Below are 20,008 nucleotides of genomic sequence, written 5' to 3' on the forward strand. Positions count from 1 at the left end.
GATTGGAATGTTTGAAAAGATAGAACAAAGTAGCAAATTTATAAATTCTAAAATTAGTATAAAACCTAAAATTGGTTTAATATTAGGTTCTGGACTTGGAGATTTGGCAAATGATATAGAAGATTCTGTCATAATTAAATATAGTGAAATTCCAAATTTCCCTGTATCAACAGTAGAAGGACATGCTGGACAACTTGTTATTGGAAAGCTTGAAGGGAAAGAAGTAATTGCTATGCAGGGGAGATTTCATTACTATGAAGGATATTCTCAGAAAGAGGCTACTTTTCCAGTAAGAGTTATGAAAGCTTTAGGAGTTGAAATTCTTATAGTAACCAATGCTGCTGGAGGAGTAAATAAAAAGTTTGAAGCAGGGGACTTGATGATTATAAGAGACCATATAAACTTTAGTGGAAGCAATCCATTAGTAGGCAAAAACGATGATAGGATTGGAGCTAGATTTCCAGATATGTCAGATGCATATTCTTCTAAATATGTAGATATAGTTAAAGACTGTGCAAAAGAATACAAGATAGATGTAAAAGAAGGCGTGTATATGTTTTTTAGTGGTCCAAACTATGAAACACCAGCAGAAGTAAGAATGGCTCAAATATTAGGAGCTGATGCTGTAGGAATGTCTACTGTTCCAGAAGTTATAGTAGCAGCACATTCTAATATTAGCGTTATTGGGATATCTTGTATAACTAATATGGCTGCTGGTATCTTAAATCAACCACTAAGCCATGAGGAAGTAATACAAACTACTCAAAAAGTAAAAGCAGAATTTATGAATTTAGTTAAGAGTACAGTTAAAAATTTATAAATATTTTGAGTAGATTTATAATGAAATAGCTGATGTATTATTTGAAAAGAATTAATAAAGAGCTGTCTTGATATAGAAAATTATTTCTAATAAGAGACAGTTTTTTTATAATACTATAAGATTTGAAATTGTTTTAAAGTTTAATATTTATTTAAATTATTACAAGTTAGAATGGAGATTTCAAGTATGAGAATGTATGATATTATAAAAAAGAAGAGAGACAAACTAGAACTTAGTAAAGAAGAAATACATTATTTTATAGAAAACTATTCAAAAGGAGATATACCTGATTATCAAGCTTCTGCGCTATTAATGTCTATTTACCTAAATAAGATGAATAAACAAGAAACTGTTTATCTTACAGAAGCGATGATGAACTCTGGTGATATTATAAAGCTATCAGATATAGATGGTATAAAGGTAGATAAGCATAGTACTGGCGGTGTAGGAGACAAGACAACTATAGCCCTTATACCTTTGGTTGCTTCATGTGGAGCACCAGTTGCAAAAATGTCTGGTAGAGGTCTTGGTCATACTGGTGGCACTATTGATAAGTTGGAGTCTATACCAGGTTTTTCAACAGAAATGGATATAAATAAGTTTATTGATTCTGTAAATAAGTCTAAAATAGCAGTATGTGGTCAAAGTGCCAAGGTAGCAATTGCAGATAAGAAAATATATGCACTTAGAGATGTTACAGCAACTGTTGATAATATATCATTAATAGCATCTAGTGTAATGTCCAAAAAATTGTCTTCAGGAGCGGATGCAATTGTGCTAGATGTAAAAACTGGAGATGGAGCATTTATGAAGACTTTAGAAGAATCTTTTGAATTAGCGAAATCTATGGTTGATATAGGTACTGGTATGAACAAAGATACAATAGGAATTGTAACAGATATGGATGAACCTTTAGGTTTTGCAATAGGAAATTCTTTAGAAGTTATAGAAGCAATTGAAACTTTAAAAGGAAATGGACCTAAAGACCTTGTTGAACTATGTGAAGTATTAGGAGCATATATGTTAGTTTTATCAAAGGTTGCACATGATTTTGACGATGGTATTGAAAAGATAAGAGAATCTATAAAATCTGGTAGTGCAGTACAGAAACTTAAAGAATTCATAGAAAACCAAGGTGGAAATAAAAATGTAGTAGCTGATTATTCTTTATTTAAAAAACCAAAATATAAACATCCAGTTAAATCAACTAAATCAGGTTATATAAGTAAAATTAAGGCTGAAGAAGTTGGTTTATCAGCTATGATTCTTGGAGCAGGTAGAGAGACTAAGGATGATATTTTAGATTTATCGGCAGGGATAATCTTAGAAAAGAAAGTTGGAGATTATGTAAATGAAGGTGAAGTTTTAGCATACTTGTATTACGATGATGAACAAAAGTTTTTATTGGCAAAAGACAGATTTATTAATTCATATTCCATTGTAGATAAAAAAATAGAAAAAAATAAATTAATATATGGTATTGTAACTAAAGATGAAATCAAAAAGTTTTAGAAAATTTTAGAAAAGTGATTATAAAAGGCCTAACATGTCAAAAATAGTGTTAGGTTTTTTATTTTTTTGATAAGTGATAAACGAATATCAAAAAATATATTTTAAAATATTTTTTGAAATATAAATAAGTTTATTCGACAAGGTGATTGAAAATTAGAGTATCTAGCTTTATAATAGAAAATGGATAAATATACATAAGGAGTAGATTATATTATGAAATTTAAAGAAAATAGATTAAAAATAGCAGCATTAATAATTGTTATTTTAATTATCTTAGCAGGTATATTTGTATCTATGCAAATAGGTCCTTATAATAAAAATAACAAGAATGATGTAATTATTGATATCCCAAGTGGTGCATCTGTTGGAAAAATATCTGACATATTATATGAAAATAAATTAATAAAAAATGAACTATTATTTAAACTTTTGGTAAAGGTTAGTAATAAAGCCCCATCTATAAAATCAGGAACATATTTACTTAACCAATCGTATTCAAATAATGATATAATAAGTCTTCTGGCTTCAGGTAAAATATATCATGATGGTGTAAAAGTAACTATTCCAGAAGGTGCTACATCAAAAGAAATTATAGCAATGTTAGTAAACAAAAATCTAGGAGATAAAACTACTTTTGAAAATTTAATAAAAAAACCTCAAGAATTTTATGATGAATTTCCATACTTGAAGGAAGATGGAATAAATTCTTTGGAAGGATTCTTATATCCAGAAACTTATTATTTTAATTCAAAGAAACAATCAGAAAAAGATATTTTAAGCGAAATGTTAAAGGTATTTGATAGTAAATATACGGACAAGCTTAAAAATAAGCAAAAAGAATCAAAGATGACTCTTCAAGAAGTAATGGAAATGGCTTCAATAATTGAGAAAGAAGCTGTTCTTGATAAAGACAGACCAATAATAGCAAGTGTGTTTTATAATAGACTTAAGGTAGGCATGCCTCTTCAATCTGATGCAACAATACAATATATATTTGAAGAGAGAAAGAAAATTGTAACATATGATGATTTAAAAATTGATTCACCATATAATAGTTATAAAAATAAAGGATTGCCTCCTACACCAATATCAAATCCTGGCATAAAATCTATTGAAGCAGCACTATATCCAGATAAAACTGATTATCTCTATTTTGTAGCTAAGATTGATGGTGGAAATAACTATAGTACAAATTATCAAGACCATTTAAAATATGTCAAAGAATATAAAGAAGCAAGAGATAAGCAAGGCAAAGATACAAAAACAACAAATAAAGAAAATACAAAAAAATAAACGATGATTATAAAAAGTCTAACAGGGTAAGAATAATGTTGGGCTTTTTTATTGAAAATTGTTATTCTTAGATTTATAATAAAGAAAGTGTAAATATATATAACAATATGAATTTAAAAAATAATAAATTAAGACAATGTTTGAATATTTATTATTTTAGGGAGTGTTTTTATGAGTAATATAGTTAATGACTTGGTTGAAGATTATATAAGAGTGACATTAAAAGAAAAAGAAGGACTTTTAAAAGAGTTAGAAATTTATGCAGAGGAAAATAGCGTTCCTATAATACATAAAGAAGTTTCAGATTTGTTAAAAGTCTTATTAAAGATTCAAAAGCCAAAGAGAGTTTTAGAAGTAGGTTGCGCAATTGGTTATTCTTCTATTTTTTTTGCTACTATTATAGGAAACGATGCAGATATAACAACTGTTGAGAGAAATGAAAAAATGATAGAAAAAGCAAAAGAAAATATAAAATTAGCTGGATTTGACAATAACATAACTATACTAGAAGGAGATGCAGAAGAAAAGCTTAGTCAAGTCCAAGGTGAATTTGACCTTATATTTATAGATGCAGCCAAAGGTCAATATAAGTTATTCTTTGATTTAGTTATAGATAAATTAAAAGATGGTGGACTTTTAGTATCTGATAATATTTTATACAAAGGTATGGTTGCACATGATGATTTTGTCATAAGAAGAAAGAAAACCATAGTAAAAAGAATGAGAAATTATTTAGATTATATATGTAATTGCGATTATTTAAGTACATCATTGATACCAATAGGTGATGGTGTAGCACTAAGTTATAAAGAAAGTAAAAGAGGTGACGTAGATGGAATTAAATAAAGTTGAACTTTTAGCTCCAGCAGGTGATTTGGAGAGATTGAAAATAGCTATAACATATGGAGCAGATGCTGTTTATATAGGTGGAGAGATTTTTGGAATGAGGTCTGCTGCAAAGAATTTTAGTAAGGAAGATATGGCAGAAGGAGTAGCTTTTGCACATGAAAGAGGTAAAAAAGTATTTGTAACAGTAAATATAATACCTCACAATGAAGATTTTCTACAACTAGAGGATTATTTGTTGGAATTAGAAGAAATAGGAATAGATGCAGTTATAATAGCTGACCCAGGAGTTCTAAGTGTTATTAAAAAAGTAATTCCAAATATGGAAATACATTTAAGTACGCAAGCAAATACAACTAATTATCTAAGTGCAAAATTTTGGTACGAGCATGGAGTAAAAAGAGTTGTAGTGGCAAGAGAATTGTCTTTCGATGAAATATCTGAGATAAGAGCAAAAACACCTTTAGATATGGATATAGAAGCATTTATGCATGGAGCTATGTGTATCTCTTATTCTGGTAGATGCCTAATAAGTAATTATATGACTGGAAGAGATGCAAACAAAGGTTCTTGTGCTCAATCTTGTAGATGGCAATATCATTTAGTAGAAGAAAAAAGACCTGGTGAATATTTCCCAATATATGAAGATGAAAGAGGTACATTCTTCTTTAATTCAAAAGATTTATGTATGATAGAGTATATACCAGAATTAATCAAATCTGGTATAACAAGTTTAAAAATAGAAGGTAGGATGAAAACTTCATACTATGTAGCTACTGTTGTAAGAGCATATAGAATGGCAATAGATGAATTTTACAAAGACCCAGAAAACTGGAAGTTCAATCCAATGTGGATGGAAGAGTTAAAGAAAGGTAGTCATAGACATTTTACATCAGGTTTTTATTTGAATAAACCAACAACAGAAGACCAAAATTATCAGTCAGCATCATATGTTAGAAACTATGATTTTATAGGTATAGTTAGAGAAACAGAAGATGAAGATGGTCTTATTGTGGTTGAGCAAAGAAATAAAATGTGCGTTGGTGATGAAATAGAGGTCATGGGACCATATAAAGAAACTATGTTTACTAGAATTGAAGAAATGTATAATGAAGAAGGAGAAGCCATAGAGTCAGCTCCTCATCCTAGACAAATAGTGAAATTAAAGTTGTCAGTAAAAGTTGGTAAAGATTATATGCTTAGAAAAGTTATAGAAGAAAAGGTTGAAGAATAATAAAAATTTGATAAAGATAGTATTAGCCCCTTAGAAATTGTCAATAATGAAATTATCTAAGGGGTGATTTCATGTCAAAAAAGAAGACTCCATTTTTGAAAAAAGTGGGAAAGAGAACCTGGTATATATTTACTATAATTTTAATAATTTATAGTGCTTTAATTTATAGGCTAGTTGATATACAGGTATTAAAAGGTGATAAATACAAACAAAGTGTAGAATCACAAAGTGTTGAGAAAGTAGAGTTAAATAGTGGAAGAGGAATAATATATGATAGAAACGACAAGAAACTTACAGATACAAGCAAGACTCAAGTACTGGTAGTTGAAAAAGAAAAATTAAATAATAACTATAAAATTTTAGAACTCGTTAAGAAAGCTACTAATCTGAAAGATTTGGATATATATAAGGCTATACAAGAACAATTAACACATCCTATAATACAGATTCAGACTAAAAATATTGATAATAGTATGAAAAAAGAGCTTGAGAAAAATGGAATAATGGTAGAAGAAAAAACTATGCGATATTCAAAAGATGGTTTATTATCACATACAATAGGATATATAAAAGAAGATGATAAGTCAGGGCAAACAGGAATTGAAAAAAGTATGGATAGTGTGCTTAGAAATTCAAATGAAAAGTATATAAGTGCTTTTAAAGCTGGAGATGCAGGAAATGAAAAATCTCTAAACATACTAAAGGGAAGTGTAAAAACTATTGATGATAAGTCTAAGGATAGACATCTAAAAACTACAATTGATTATAATATTCAAAAAAAATTAGAGCAGATACTAAACAAAGAAGAAAACCCTACAGCAGTAGTAATCTCGGAAGCTTCTACAGGTGAAATTCTTGCAATGTGTTCTAGACCTAATTTTGACCAGAATGATATATCAAAAAGTTTGAAAGGAAAAAATGGAGAATTTGAAAATAGAGTTATAAAGGCAACATATCCACCAGGGTCTGTATTTAAGATGGTAGTTTTATTTTCTGCACTTGAAAATGGTGTTGTAGATGAGAACTATACTTATAATTGCACAGGAAAGACTAAAGTTGGAAATACTAATGAAATACTACGATGTAATAAAAGAAATGGTCATGGTTTCCAAAATTTAAGACAAACTTTTTCTAATTCATGTAATCCTGCATTTTTAGATATAGCTATGAAACTTGGCAAAGAAAAGATACTTAAATCTGCTGAAAAGTTGCATTTATTTGAAAAGGTTGATATTGGTCTTGATGAAGAAAAAATTAGAGAAGCTCCAAAAAATATATCAATACGAAATTTAGCTATAGGTCAAGACAATATAGAATTTACACCACTTCAAATAAATCAAATGACTCAGATAATGGCTAATAATGGAACATTCAAACCATTATATTTATATAAAAGTCTTGTGGACAATAATATGAATACAATCAAAACTTACAAGTCTTCAAAAAAAGAAGAACTTATTTCTCCTTATGTGTGTACACAAGTTAAAGAAATTATGAAGTCTGTATCTAAGGTTGGTACAGCTAAAGATTTAAAAGATTTAGAAGGTGGATGTGGAGTTAAAACTGGTACAGCTCAAAGTAGTTTGAATAAAAAAGCAATAGACCATGGATGGATAACTGGATTTTATCCTGAAGAAAGACCTAAGTATGTAATAACAGTGTTAGTAGAAGGAACTCAAAAAGAAAGTAAATCTGCAATACCTATATTTAAAGAAATATGTGAAAGCATACAATAAAATTATATATTATAAAATTTAAGGATATATCGTAATTTTAAGTTTTAGATGAATGGCTATATCTAATACTATTACGATATATCCTTTTAAAAATTATAATATTAACTTTCCTGAACAAGCTCTTTTTCTAGTTTTTTAAGAGCTTTTTTTTCGATTCTAGATACATATGACCTCGATATATCGAGTTTTTGTGCAATTTCTCTTTGAGTTTTATACCCATAAGGAGTTAACCCATATCTTAACTGGACAATTTCTCTTTCTCTAGGAGTAAGAATTTTGTTTAGTTGCTCATAAAGTTTTCCGACTTGAACTTTTAGCTCAACTTCATCAAGAACATGGTTAGCTTCTGTACCAAGTATATCTAAAAGACTTATTTCATTACACACTACGCTTTATATGTTATTGATATTACTAACTTTCATATAATTTCAAGTGGACTGTTAACTCAAAGGAATCTAGTTTTTGCTCTTTAGATTTGTAATAAATAGCTCTATCAATAACAGATTTCAAAAGTTTATTTTTTCCAAGAGAATCTGAGTCATGATAAAGAGATAGTACTGTTTTAATATCGTTTATTATTTTTGCAGTATCTTTTTTAACTGTATTTAATTTATTTTTTAGCGTGTCTATTGAGATTATAATTTCTTCAGTTCTTGAGTCTATATTATTAGACCTTTTAATAAATGTATCTTCATCATATATACCACGCTCCAACAAATCATACAACTTATTTTTTTGCTTCCCTAATTCTTTTAATTCAGTTTCTAAGCCTTTTAATACTCGTTTTTGAAATTCTATATTATTATCTGCATTATTTTCCTTTAAATCTATATCAGACATTCTTAGTTGGTATTTTTTCACTGCATCTTCTAATGACTTTAAAATAGCAGATTCAACAAATTCAAAGCGAGAGCTCTTATTACAACCAGGGTGATAACAAATTATATAATCGTGGTCCGTATATGGTCTATATACTAGAGGTCTACCACAGTTTTTACATATTACTATTCCTGCAAGTGGATTTTTTATTTGATTACCATAACTTACATGGCCATTTTTGTTAAGGATATTCTGAGCTTTTTTCCAAACTGATTCACTTACTAGAGGTTCATGCTTACCCTTTGCTTCAATCCATTCATCTTTAGGTCTTAATTTAACAGTTTTTATTTTATTTGGATTTTTAGATTTTTTATAGTCTTTCTTTTGCCACTGAATATAACCACAATAAACTTTATTTTTTATTATATTTGTTATTGCAGAGTTATACCAATTAGCACCTGTAGAGGTTTTAATCCCTAGGTTATTTAGATGTTTAGATATTTTACTGCAACCCATATCCTCATTAATATATAAATCAAAAATAATTCTAACCACATCAGCATCCTTATTTGGTACAAGAATTCTTTCTTTTCTACCTGTAGTTACAGCATCATATCCAAATGGAGCAGAAGTACCTATGAAATTTCCTTCCTCAACTGATTTTATTCTTCCTCTTTGCATTCTTCTTGAGATAAGTTTTAATTCTTTTCTTGCCATAAATGCTTCAAATTCTGAATATTCTTCATCAAATTCATCTGTTAAGTCATATGTTTTTCTAGGTGTTATAATTTTAGTCTTACTTTCCTTGAAAGTTTCTAAAATTATACCTTGGTCTTTCATATCTCCACGACCGAGTCTGTCCAAATCCATTACTAATACTGAATCGTATTTATTTTCTTCAACTTCCTTTAGAAGTTCAATCATTTTGGGTCTATGTATTATACTTTCTCCAGATACTAGTTCTTCCTTTATTTCAATTACATTTAGATTTTGGTCTTTTGCTATTTTTAATAGAGTTGATTTATGTCTGCTTAGAGTTTCGAATTCTCCTTGTTTTTCTGCTTCTTCATCAGCACGAGATTTTCTTAAGTAGATAGCAACATTCATATAAGTAATCACACTCCTTGAATATATTATATTAGTTATAACTGAGTAATATAATTGTTTTATAAATACTTATAAGTATGTTATTACAACCATATTAAACAAGTGTTTTTAATTATATAAATTACCAGAATATGTTATAATAATTCTAGCAAGAAGTTGTAACCTATAATCTAAGAGTGGAGTTCATACAAACAAAGGATTATCCTCCCAATTTTAAGAAGGGAGGTGATTATGTATGGATAATTTTTTACTAAGTATATTAGCCAGTATTTTGGCTAGCTATATAGTTTACTTAATAAGTAAGTTATTTAGAAAACGTAAAAAACCACTCAAAGCTGGCACTAAGAGTGGTTGGGAATTTGACTTTAAAATCAAATTCCATAAGTTTAAATAATTTTCTAGTTTTTTAATCATGAACTTCACTCTACACCACATAGATTGTAGTTCTTCTTGCTTTTATTATATCACAAATTGATATAAATATTCAAAAATAATAATTTTACTACATAGTAAATGTGTATATAATTTTGTTATGTTTTTTGATTTTATAATCAAGTGATTATTAAATTAAAATTTATCTATTTTCTAAAATAAATTGGCAATCCTATAATATTTCTTCCACATTTGTTTAATATATTTAGAATTATTCTAATAATATATTTTAAGTGTAATATACCTTCCATTAGTTTTCTTATTTTTAATTATTAATAGTACTGTATTTCCAATCTTAAAATCTTATTTCTAAATTATATGATACACCTGTATTTGTATAAAATATCAACCTTGTCTAAATCTATACACCTTGTCTTTGGTATACCAAAAGTATGAAAAAGAATAACAGTAAAATTTAAAGCAATCTAGGTAAATACATGACAAATTAAAATTCTAAAAACAAGGTTTATATTGAGTATAAGACAAGTATATGAGCTCATATTTTATAACAAGGGGTGATATTGTGAAAGTACTACAACAATTTAAACCATTTAAATATGATACAGAAAAGGATATAGAGTATGATGAAAAAATTATAGCTAATCAAAGTACAGAAGTCTATATAATATATCCACGCATTTCTAATGAAGAGAATAAAAGAAGATGGGAAGACTTTGATGCTGTAGCCAAAGAAGTAGCTATTAATATATCAATGAAAAAAGCTGAAACAGCAGAATGTTAAAAAAGTATAGAAGTTGCTAATATTTAGCACTTCTTTACCACAAAGTTGGACAAGTGTTTTTTAACAACTAGGTAGTTATTTTACGAAATTTATATACTGTGAAAAATAAAGAGGCATAAAATAATTTTTATTTTAGAAAAACAAAAAGAACATTAAATTTCTAATTATAAAAGAATTTATGAGCTATAGTTAATATCAAATTATGAAATATGTAGAAGATTTAATAATCGTAATAAAACTTGAAGAAAACTTGAAGTGTAAAAAGCTTATGTAAGATGTATTATAGAAGTTGAATCATGACAGTTGTAATATGCAAAGAATTGAGGTTGTATATTGTTTACCATAAATATTGGATATATATGCTCTAGCTGTGAGAAAAATTTTACTGATAGCATTTATTACATTTATAGTAACAAATAAAATTATAGTCAATAAGTAAATATATTATTTAAATAGGAAAAGAGTTTTATATAAGAGTCGATGGAATAATTAAAATTATAAAGATACTAATTTAAAAAATAATATAAATATGAAATGTGTAAATTAGGAGGATTTAAGTAGTGGTTAAAAATGAGTTATTATTAGAATTACATAGAGTTTTATCTAAGATGGAAAAACATTGCAATAATTTTACGAAAAAATCAAGAGAAGAAAAGAATCTAAATTGTGGTGATTGTGAATTTTATACAAACAACTATGATTTAAATAATAATAGTTGTTTGTATAAAGATATTAAGACTTTTAACATATACAATACTATAGATATAATGGTTAAAGATTTAGATATAAAAGAATCTAAGGAAAGAAAATTAAAATATCCATATATATATAAGCATTTCAAAGGTGGATTTTATGTAACTATAGGAATTAGTAAACCTGTTGCTTATTTTGAACTTAATAAATCATTGTTTGAATTTGATAGTTATTATTTAGTAGTAGAAAATGGTTTTAATGCAGTTCATACTGAAACTAATGATATTGTGGTTATATATAAAGACTCGGATGGAAACTTCTATCATCAAAAAGAAATAGACTGTGAAAAGCTAGTAATTTACAAATCTTTATACAATGGAACAGGAGCATTTGCAAGACCCATAGATATATTTCTCTCTAAAGTAGATAAAGAAAAGTATCTTAATACAGCACAAGAATATAGATTTGAGGAGTTTGAGTAGCTAACTATGAAATTTCTACTAAGGTCTATACTGTAAAAATAGAATTTTAAATAATAAATAAAGTGCATGTTGACAAAGTAAAGAATAAATTTTATATATTAAATAGTGAATAAAGATTTATGTAATTTTATAAGAAATAGTTGACAGATAAATTGTATTGCTATACTATTGTATTAAGAACATAATACAATGGTATAGTAAGGAGGCAATGAATGAAAACGAGGGAATCTAATATTACAAAAGTATTGTTTATAGTATATATAATCATTTTGACATGGATAATACTATTTAAGATGCAATTTGATATTGCATCACTTGAAGCCATGAATCTTAGAAATATAAACTTAGTACCTTTTGCTGGCTCACTTGTAGTTAATAATAAAGTTGATACATCAGAGATTATATTAAACGTAGTTGTATTTATGCCATTTGGAATATATTTGTGTATGCTAAAAGAAGAGTGGAGCTTTCTGAAAAAGGTTGTACCTATTTTTTTAGCAAGTTTAATTTTTGAAACACTTCAATATATATTTGCAATAGGTGCAAGTGATATAACTGATTTGTTAGGAAATACATTAGGGGGAATAATAGGAATAGCAATTTTTGTTTTATTATCAAAAATATTTAAGAACAAGACAATAAAAATTATCAATGTATTAGCTTTGATTGTGACAATTATTGTGATATTATTTTTGGGACTGATTATTATTACAAACTTATAGACGGAAGTAAAGTGTATATCATTAATGAGGATATAATTAATCTTGAATAATAGTTGTACTTTAGCAACAATACTATCTACTTTTTTATTGTTTCTAGTATTACATTCAACACTTATATTTGCCTTAAAGACATGTGAATTTACTTATACATAAAAAGCACCTAATTATAGATATGTCCCTGTCAAGTAGACACTTAAAAAAATACCTTAAATGGCATGAATACGATATTAAACTGGGCTCATGTCATTTTTTATTTGAATATGTTCATTATTGTAGAAATAATATAATCATCTATCAGTTTAACAATCTAATTTGGATTATTTGTATCAATTAAATAGATTAATTCTGATTTTAAATGATTGAAAAAACTCTCAATAGGGGCATTATCTCAACAATTGCTTCTACGCCACATAGATTGTTTTATTCTATTTATTTTAAGAGTTGCACAATATTGTCTACAAGTATGTTAAAATCCTTGATCTATATGTAAAATACAGTTTTTCTCTAAATTCATTTTAATAACTTGTTTTAATGTATTTTCGACTAATATAGTGTCATTTCTAGTACTTATATTGTATACTATAATCTCTCCACTAAATAAATCTTTAGCAACATTTAGATATAAAAATTTGTTACCAACGGGAATATAAGTTATATCCATATAAATTTTTTCTAGTGGTTTATTTGAATTAAAATTTCTATTCAATATATTGTCTACTACTTTAGAAGGTATAAATTTTTTTCTAATAACAGATTGAATTCCTAACTATTTCATTGACCTGTATATTCGTTTATGATTTTTTGAGTAATCAAGTATATTGTTTAGATATATACAAATTCTTTTTCTACTGTAGATACTACGATATTTTTTATGTATATCAATGATATACTTTTTAATAACATTATCTTGGATGTCCCTATCAGTAAGTTTATTGAAGCTTTTTAGTCATTTATAATAACCACTTAGTGAAATGTCTGTTAATTTACAAAGTCCAGATGCTGTATATTTGTAAGTCATATACTTAATTACAGTAAATTTATCAGTTACTTTTACTTGTTCGATAGGACATTTAATCTTTTTGAAAATTCATTTTCCATACGTAAATATTCTAGTTTTTCTTCTATAGATTTAAATTTGATTTTTTATTTGCCTTTTCTAGGGGTTTTAGATTTTCCATGAGTTTCTTTAGCAAATATGTATTCACCTTTATTTCTGTATACTGTTACCCATCTGATAATTTGTGTTTTATTCTTTATATGTAAATTTTCAGCTACATTAAGATAACTTAGAGCTTCATTTATATACATATCTACAACTTTTAATTTTAATTCTCACTATATTTATTATTTTTTTATATAGATCCCCCCATCCTTATAATCTTGATCTTTAGCATCATTATAGGTTGCTTTTTAAAAGTGTCTACTATAAAGGGAGCATACCATATATAGGTGCTTTCATAAATTATCACATATGTATTGTATCTTAAAAATTTTGAATATTTAATTCTTGATTTTCTTTTGTTTGTTCTAATAAATCTAAAGCACAATTAATACAAACCTTGATTTCTGTATTGGTATTTTTTTCATAATAAGTTATATATTTATTTCTATATTCATCTATTTCTTTTCCACAACAACTACATAAAACGATTACACTCATATTTTAATTCCTCCATAACTGATTATTCTTAATAAATCAAATAAAACGATTTTTCTGAAAATAATAATTGTTAAAGCTTTATCAATTTAGTCTTATTCTTTATTATAATGTATTTTATTAAAAAAATAAAGTTTATATATAATATTTACAGAAAAAAGTATTTTATGACATAAACTAAAAGATTTTATAGTAATAATATTTAAATGTACAGAAAAAGTATATAACAAATGAAAATGGTTGACATTTATTTGTAATAGTATTTTAATTTTGTTCTAAACTTGATATTATCCAATAATTAGTTTATTTTTTGAGAGTGATCAAATCTAAAAGAGACGCTTCTTTTATAGAAACGTCTTAAAAATCAAACCTTAAGGGTATTTTTTTCAGTAACATATTTTTTTACATACTCAATAATAATAGTTGTGGTATCTTTTCTTTCAAAAGTTTTTCTGTCAGCAAGAATTTCTTCTATATCTTCTTTTTGACTTAAACTTAGTTCAATAATTTCTATAGCTTTTTTCAATATAGCGTTTGTTTTTTCGTCATCCAATAATATTTTTTCAATTCTCAAACTATTTTCTTCAGATTGTTTGTCAATAGAAAGATTTATTTTATCATGAGGGCAACAAAGGTATTTTAAAAGCATAATAATATGCCATCTAGCACGTCTATATTTTTTCCCATCATCATTATTAAGTACAAATCGTTCCACTTTATACCAAGCAAGACCACTTACATAATAAGAATTTAAGAAAGATAGATGGTTATCTTTAAATAATAAATCTCCAGTCTGTTTTACAACTTTACCATATTGTCCAGAGACTTCATGAGGTAAATCAAAAAATAGTGCAGATGTTGCTTTTATTTGAAAAGGAATATTAATAATTTTTGTTTTAGCAATATTTTCATCTCTGTATTGTTCTGTTCTTCGTTCATAATAAAGAGGACAAGTTGAACTTCTTGTTTTAGTATTATAGTATTGTTCAATAGCTTTTTGAATAGAAGATAGAGCTACCAGTTGTTCTGGTTTTAATTGGGTTTGACTATTAGTAGCTTTTATAATAGCATGTTTTGTATCCTCATCTTCTGTAGAAATCAATCTAATAGGAATATAAATATCATTGGTATTGTTGTTTATAGAATTTAAACATTCAAAAATTACATTACTTGTTTGACAACCATTAACTATTTGGTAATTAGTCAATGTTAGATCTTCAGAGCTTAAAAAAATATTATCTGCAATAATTGTTATGCCATTATTTAATAAACCAAATAAATAATTTTCATTACCCAATAATTGTTTTTTCATGGAAGCATTGACTTCTACTTTTTCAGAAGATCCTAGATAATAACGTATATTATCATTAAAGATACCTTTTCTTAAAATTCTTTCATTATTAACTTCATCAGTCAATAAACTAATAAACTCTTCTAATTTAATCAGCCCATAATATCCATTTTTTATTCTATTATGAATATCTTTAGGATATGGTACAGGTTGTTTAGTTAATGTAATTGATACTTCTAACCCTGAAGTATTTTTTTCATGCAAAGACATTATATCCTTAATACCTAGAAACTCAGGGGTTTTTACTTCATTGAATAAGCTCATATCGTTTAAATCAGTAATGCCCAAATCTATTTCAGATTTCATATGTATATCATCTAAATCTATTTCTTTGGGAGATAAGCATATGAATTTCATGTTTAAACTAGGCTGCTTTTTAAATCTTGCACCTTTTGAATAAATATATTTTGCCACTTCCCAATGTGTACGTAGTTCTGGTATTTCACATTTATCAAAGTTGAAAAAACGTCTAACACCTGTAAAAAAATCTGAAATATCTTGGCGATTAAATTTGTCAGATGTCTTTGATTGAGTAAAGAAGAAACTAACTTCGAATTTCCTGATTTCATCTATAATAGAATTAACATCTTCAATACTTGTTACAACACGATCTGAGACGAATATAGCTATACCATCTATACCAAAAGCTGTATCAGTATCCATATCTTGATAAGTTACACTTGGGTCATTAGAATAAATGGATAAAACTAAGTCATTAATATATTGTTCGAAAATAGTGTGCTGATCTTTTGCTTTAGATTTAGATATCTCATGTTCTGCAACAAAATTGTCTATGTAGGATTTTATTACTGGGTGAGCTATAATTGTTGTTTTAGACATAATAATACTCCTTTCAATTTATTCCTATATTCTACTTTTATAAATTATAGCATAAATCGACTAAAAATGGTTATATATTTATATATTAAAAGAATGACTAAATATAAATATCATAATTGTATAAATTTATCAAATGAATATTATTTTGATTTATAATATATTCAATATATTATAAATCAATAGGTTAAATTAATCTCTAAATATTAGATTAAAGTTTATACAAGAACTAAAAAAATATTGTAAAAAGGATGTTTTGGATAAAATAACAATATCAACGCTATTAAATAACTTACCAATATAAGTATTTTATAAAAAACAGATAGGATAACCTTTAGGCTATAACTATAAAAAACATAATATTTAAAAATTTAATATAAAAAAAATTTTTGATATATGTGTAACAATTTATTTGAGAGTATAGTTTTGGTATTATATAGTAGGAAAGTAATGACTAAAAAATTAGCTGATATTAGATAGATTTTTATGCCTAACAATGCTATTGATATGTCTTTTAGCTTGAGAGAATTAAGAAAAGTATTCTTATAGAATGTTATTTTGTACAGTAGAGAAATATAGATAAAAAGTAGTATTTATTTCATTACCTTCTTTATCTGTTCCGATAGGGTCTTGTAGAGATACTTGAGTTTTATTTTTTTTGTTAGATCTAATATTCATTAAAATCTCATTTTCAATACATCTAGAAGCATATGTTGCTAATCGAGTTCCTTTATCTATATTATAAGTTTCTATAGCTTTTATTAATCCTATTGTACCTATGGATATTAAATCATCTTGGTCTTCCGTCGAATTATTATATTTTTTTGCTATATAAGCTACTAATCTCATGTTTCTTTCAATCAATGTATCTTTTGCACTTTTATCGTTTTCTATTTTAAATTTAGTTAAATACTCAATCTCTTCTTCAGGGGTTAAGGGTTTTTCAAAAGATTTAAGAGCTGCCAATAGGTCACCCCCCTTTTCAACGGTCACTTTAAATTATATGAAGGAGACTTATCCAAGTTGACTGTTATCTAATAAAATAATGTGCATACTTTTAGAATTTAAAACATATATTTACAAACTTTTGACCGTAATATAACATGAAAAATGATAACATAAATTTAAAATTTTGTTATATATATATGAAACAAGGCGAAGGAATTATTAATTTATTTAGTATAAATTGAAATTTGGATGTCAATAAATATAAAGGAAGATGAGATTACAAAGTGAGGTTAGCAGGAGTAGTTAATACTATTAAAAATTAAGGTGGTGTACTAAAGGGATATAGTAATGATGGAATAGAGTTAATCTGTAATTGAAAATGGTTTTGATTTAACAAATAAGAAAGTGATGATATTAGGTTGTGGAGGTGCTTGTAGAGTTATGGCAGACAGTTTATGTTCAATTAAAGAAACATTGATATGTTAATAAATCAAGGGATAAGTGCTTTTGTATATGGACTTAGATAGCTTTAGAGGGAAATGGAAAAACTTTATAAAAGATATTTATGAAGAAAATTTACAGTTAAATTTCTATATAAAATATTACTGAGAGGTTTTTATTATTGAAAACAAGAAATAAGGGTTTTATATCAATTGAATGTATAATAAGCATTGCTATATTATATGTGACGGTTTATTTAGTGTCAACATCTTTATATAGTTGTTATAGTTTTGTCTGTAGAAATTCATCTGATAGAGAAATGTTAATCATTGCAAAAAAATATATGGAAGAGGAGAAGTATAAAATAAAAAGTAGTAAATATGATTTGATTGAGAATGAAACAAATAGAAACTACATAAATGGATATGAAGTTGTCAGTACAGCAAAACAAATTTTAGATTACTATCAATGTTATGAAATAAATATAGAAATAAAAAGTAATTTTAAAAAATTGAGGTTTAATAGTTATGTTACTAAACAATAAAGGCTCTATATTAATAATGACATTGATAATATTTTCTATTATAAGTACTGTATGTATTATGACTATAGGTCTAATTTACACACATAATAACATATTTGAGTTAGAATACAAGGACATTCAGCTAAAAGAAACTTCTTTAAGTGGGATAGAAATATCAATAAGTAATGTATTTTCTTGTGTGGAGGAAGCCATTAATATATCAAATAGTGAAGATGAATTTAGAACATATTTCTTAGGAAATAATATGATTAATTGTATAAAAAAAATAAAAGACACCTCCCATAGCAACCTAGAAGACGTTTCTTTAAAAGTAGAGAATAATACTATATATGATAAAGGCGATTTTTTTGAATTGGATATAACAAGTTCAGTTAGAGAAAAAGATTTTTTAAAAGTTATAAAAGTGAGGGTGAAAATTAAAAATCCATGGGTAGGGATTGACATTGAAGATTATATGGATGAATCCAATATTGAGGTATTTAATGAATATGAGTCATTTGAAGAAAATGAAATTTTAAATGAATTTGAAGCTGAGAGTGAAAGCACAAGTAATCAAGAACTTGATGAATCTATAGAAGAAGAGATTAAACAGAATATAATTGAAAATATAAAAAAGAGCTTTGATGAAAAAAATTTAGTATATGTATATAAGTATAGAGGTGTATAACTTTGAAAAAAGAAGGAATGTGACTGTAATAGAATTAGTAGTATCTATTAGTATAATACTATTGATAGCTACATTATCTTTTCCAAAAGATAATCTTGAAAATCAAAAAATAAATTTATTTGCACGTCAACTTTGTTCAGATATAAGATATGTTAGGAGAACTAATATGTTTAGCAATTACAATACATATATATATATTGTAAATCAAGATAAACATGAAGGATATGTATTGAGAAAAGATGGTAAAAATATTAAATCTATAGTACTACCTAAAAGTGTAAAAATAGCAAGAAGTATTGATATAATAAAGTTTAAATCTGATGGCTCGCCTCAAAAAGCATCTACAATAGAGATATATAATAATAGACTAAGAAAAACTATAACAATAACACCTGTAAGTGGAAGAGTACTTCTGAAAGAGGGAAAATATGAAACATAAAGATGGATACTTACTTTTAGAAAGTGTAGTATCATTAACTTCAATTGTAATATTGATAATGGTTCTACATTCTATATTTGTACTTACAATAAACTTGAAACTTAAAATAGAAGATAAGATAGAGTTGCAACAACAAAGCCTTGAAATTGTAAAATCTATGGAAGGAATTATTAGTAATTCTATGGGAATAATAAATCTATCTAATGACGAAGAAGGTTTTAAAAGGACAACATCTATAAAATGTAGGTATGTAGACGAAAGTATAACTAATAATGAAGAATATATAAGTAACAAAGAAATTATATTAAATGAAAGACGAAATAAGTTGTTTGTAAATTCTTTAAATGGTGAAAGTAGTCAAGCTGGTGGTTATGAGATTGGAGATTATGTAGACGAAATGTATGTGTCAATGTCTAATAATGGACAATATGTTAATATAAAATTGAAGTTATCAAAACGTAGCCAAAACTATGAAACTAAATTCAAAATAAAAGTATGGAATTTTAGTCAAAACATATAAAACACATAGGCTTAAGAAAAATAAACAACATTAACAAATCATATAAAACATAATTATTGAGAACTATATAACTGAATAATATTAATATATAAAATGTATAGACTAAGATTGTAGAGGAGAATAATAAAAATATAGAATAAGTAATTTGCCAAATACTTGTTTATAT

At 26.4% G+C, this 20,008-nt stretch carries 21 protein-coding genes; 14 read left to right on the forward strand and 7 right to left on the reverse strand.

Annotated elements, in window-relative coordinates; translation table 11 throughout:
- The first annotated feature begins 7 nt into the window (after window positions 1–7).
- From ACTG44_RS06370 to ACTG44_RS06395, 6 genes are all read left to right on the forward strand, one after another.
- A complete protein-coding gene (locus tag ACTG44_RS06370) occupies window positions 8–820 on the forward strand; it encodes a purine-nucleoside phosphorylase (protein WP_021383992.1) in 813 nt (270 codons plus the stop codon).
- A 186-nt stretch (window positions 821–1,006) separates the two neighbouring features.
- Complete coding sequence (locus ACTG44_RS06375) at window positions 1,007–2,332, forward strand: pyrimidine-nucleoside phosphorylase (RefSeq protein WP_021383989.1); 1,326 nt, start codon at window positions 1,007–1,009, stop codon at window positions 2,330–2,332.
- A gap of 213 nt (window positions 2,333–2,545) precedes the next feature.
- Entirely contained in the window at window positions 2,546–3,625 is a 1,080-nt protein-coding gene (mltG, locus tag ACTG44_RS06380) for an endolytic transglycosylase MltG (RefSeq protein ID WP_021383930.1), read from the forward strand.
- A gap of 171 nt (window positions 3,626–3,796) precedes the next feature.
- Window positions 3,797–4,471 (forward strand): O-methyltransferase, encoded by a 675-nt coding sequence (locus tag ACTG44_RS06385; protein WP_021383929.1) that lies wholly within the window; start codon window positions 3,797–3,799, stop codon window positions 4,469–4,471.
- Window positions 4,458–5,705, forward strand: a complete 1,248-nt coding sequence (locus ACTG44_RS06390) for a peptidase U32 family protein (protein ID WP_021383971.1) — start codon at window positions 4,458–4,460, stop codon at window positions 5,703–5,705. The genes ACTG44_RS06385 and ACTG44_RS06390 overlap by 14 nt, the downstream gene beginning before the upstream one ends.
- A gap of 71 nt (window positions 5,706–5,776) precedes the next feature.
- Window positions 5,777–7,441: a peptidoglycan D,D-transpeptidase FtsI family protein gene (locus ACTG44_RS06395; protein WP_021383933.1), complete on the forward strand. Its 1,665-nt coding sequence runs from the start codon at window positions 5,777–5,779 to the stop codon at window positions 7,439–7,441.
- A 101-nt stretch (window positions 7,442–7,542) separates the two neighbouring features.
- Here ACTG44_RS06395 and ACTG44_RS06400 read toward each other — a convergent pair whose 3' ends face one another.
- Window positions 7,543–7,827 (reverse strand): sigma-70 family RNA polymerase sigma factor, encoded by a 285-nt coding sequence (locus tag ACTG44_RS06400; RefSeq protein ID WP_021383999.1) that lies wholly within the window; start codon window positions 7,825–7,827, stop codon window positions 7,543–7,545.
- 25 nt (window positions 7,828–7,852) lie between these two features.
- On the reverse strand, window positions 7,853–9,367 hold the full coding sequence (locus ACTG44_RS06405; RefSeq protein ID WP_021383947.1) for a recombinase family protein: 1,515 nt from the start codon (window positions 9,365–9,367) through the stop codon (window positions 7,853–7,855).
- 235 nt (window positions 9,368–9,602) lie between these two features.
- Between ACTG44_RS06405 and ACTG44_RS06410 the strand changes: the two genes are divergently transcribed.
- From ACTG44_RS06410 to ACTG44_RS06425, 4 genes are all read left to right on the forward strand, one after another.
- Window positions 9,603–9,761: a type I toxin-antitoxin system toxin gene (locus ACTG44_RS06410; protein WP_169466111.1), complete on the forward strand. Its 159-nt coding sequence runs from the start codon at window positions 9,603–9,605 to the stop codon at window positions 9,759–9,761.
- A 561-nt stretch (window positions 9,762–10,322) separates the two neighbouring features.
- Window positions 10,323–10,541: a hypothetical protein gene (locus ACTG44_RS06415; protein WP_021383949.1), complete on the forward strand. Its 219-nt coding sequence runs from the start codon at window positions 10,323–10,325 to the stop codon at window positions 10,539–10,541.
- 560 nt (window positions 10,542–11,101) lie between these two features.
- Entirely contained in the window at window positions 11,102–11,716 is a 615-nt protein-coding gene (locus tag ACTG44_RS06420; protein WP_479921474.1) for a DUF1653 domain-containing protein, read from the forward strand.
- 212 nt (window positions 11,717–11,928) lie between these two features.
- Window positions 11,929–12,438, forward strand: coding sequence for a VanZ family protein (locus ACTG44_RS06425; protein ID WP_479921475.1), 510 nt, complete (start codon window positions 11,929–11,931; stop codon window positions 12,436–12,438).
- Between the two features lie 466 nt (window positions 12,439–12,904).
- On the opposite strand, the gene ACTG44_RS06430 is transcribed toward ACTG44_RS06425, so the two are convergent.
- From ACTG44_RS06430 to ACTG44_RS06450, 5 genes are all read right to left on the reverse strand, one after another.
- Window positions 12,905–13,144, reverse strand: coding sequence for a DDE-type integrase/transposase/recombinase (locus ACTG44_RS06430; RefSeq protein WP_479921476.1), 240 nt, complete (start codon window positions 13,142–13,144; stop codon window positions 12,905–12,907).
- A 437-nt stretch (window positions 13,145–13,581) separates the two neighbouring features.
- Window positions 13,582–13,746, reverse strand: a complete 165-nt coding sequence (locus ACTG44_RS06435; RefSeq protein WP_479921477.1) for a hypothetical protein — start codon at window positions 13,744–13,746, stop codon at window positions 13,582–13,584.
- Between the two features lie 175 nt (window positions 13,747–13,921).
- Window positions 13,922–14,098: a DNA-directed RNA polymerase gene (locus tag ACTG44_RS06440; RefSeq protein WP_479921478.1), complete on the reverse strand. Its 177-nt coding sequence runs from the start codon at window positions 14,096–14,098 to the stop codon at window positions 13,922–13,924.
- Between the two features lie 361 nt (window positions 14,099–14,459).
- Window positions 14,460–16,286 (reverse strand): AIPR family protein, encoded by a 1,827-nt coding sequence (locus ACTG44_RS06445; RefSeq protein ID WP_479921479.1) that lies wholly within the window; start codon window positions 16,284–16,286, stop codon window positions 14,460–14,462.
- Between the two features lie 540 nt (window positions 16,287–16,826).
- Window positions 16,827–17,249, reverse strand: a complete 423-nt coding sequence (locus ACTG44_RS06450) for a sigma-70 family RNA polymerase sigma factor (protein WP_479921480.1) — start codon at window positions 17,247–17,249, stop codon at window positions 16,827–16,829.
- A 604-nt stretch (window positions 17,250–17,853) separates the two neighbouring features.
- Between ACTG44_RS06450 and ACTG44_RS06455 the strand changes: the two genes are divergently transcribed.
- Genes ACTG44_RS06455 through ACTG44_RS06470 form a run of 4 tightly spaced genes read left to right on the forward strand, consistent with a single transcriptional unit; the run spans window position 17,854 to window position 19,842 of the window.
- Window positions 17,854–18,216 (forward strand): hypothetical protein, encoded by a 363-nt coding sequence (locus tag ACTG44_RS06455; RefSeq protein ID WP_044213042.1) that lies wholly within the window; start codon window positions 17,854–17,856, stop codon window positions 18,214–18,216.
- Window positions 18,200–18,883 (forward strand): hypothetical protein, encoded by a 684-nt coding sequence (locus ACTG44_RS06460; protein ID WP_479921481.1) that lies wholly within the window; start codon window positions 18,200–18,202, stop codon window positions 18,881–18,883. The genes ACTG44_RS06455 and ACTG44_RS06460 overlap by 17 nt, the downstream gene beginning before the upstream one ends.
- Window positions 18,858–19,322 (forward strand): hypothetical protein, encoded by a 465-nt coding sequence (locus tag ACTG44_RS06465; RefSeq protein WP_479918396.1) that lies wholly within the window; start codon window positions 18,858–18,860, stop codon window positions 19,320–19,322. Before ACTG44_RS06460 ends, ACTG44_RS06465 begins: the two co-directional genes overlap by 26 nt.
- Window positions 19,312–19,842 (forward strand): hypothetical protein, encoded by a 531-nt coding sequence (locus tag ACTG44_RS06470; protein ID WP_021383928.1) that lies wholly within the window; start codon window positions 19,312–19,314, stop codon window positions 19,840–19,842. The genes ACTG44_RS06465 and ACTG44_RS06470 overlap by 11 nt, the downstream gene beginning before the upstream one ends.
- The last annotated feature ends 166 nt before the right edge of the window (window positions 19,843–20,008 follow it).

This window comes from Clostridioides sp. LIBA-2809 (genome assembly GCF_056688965.1).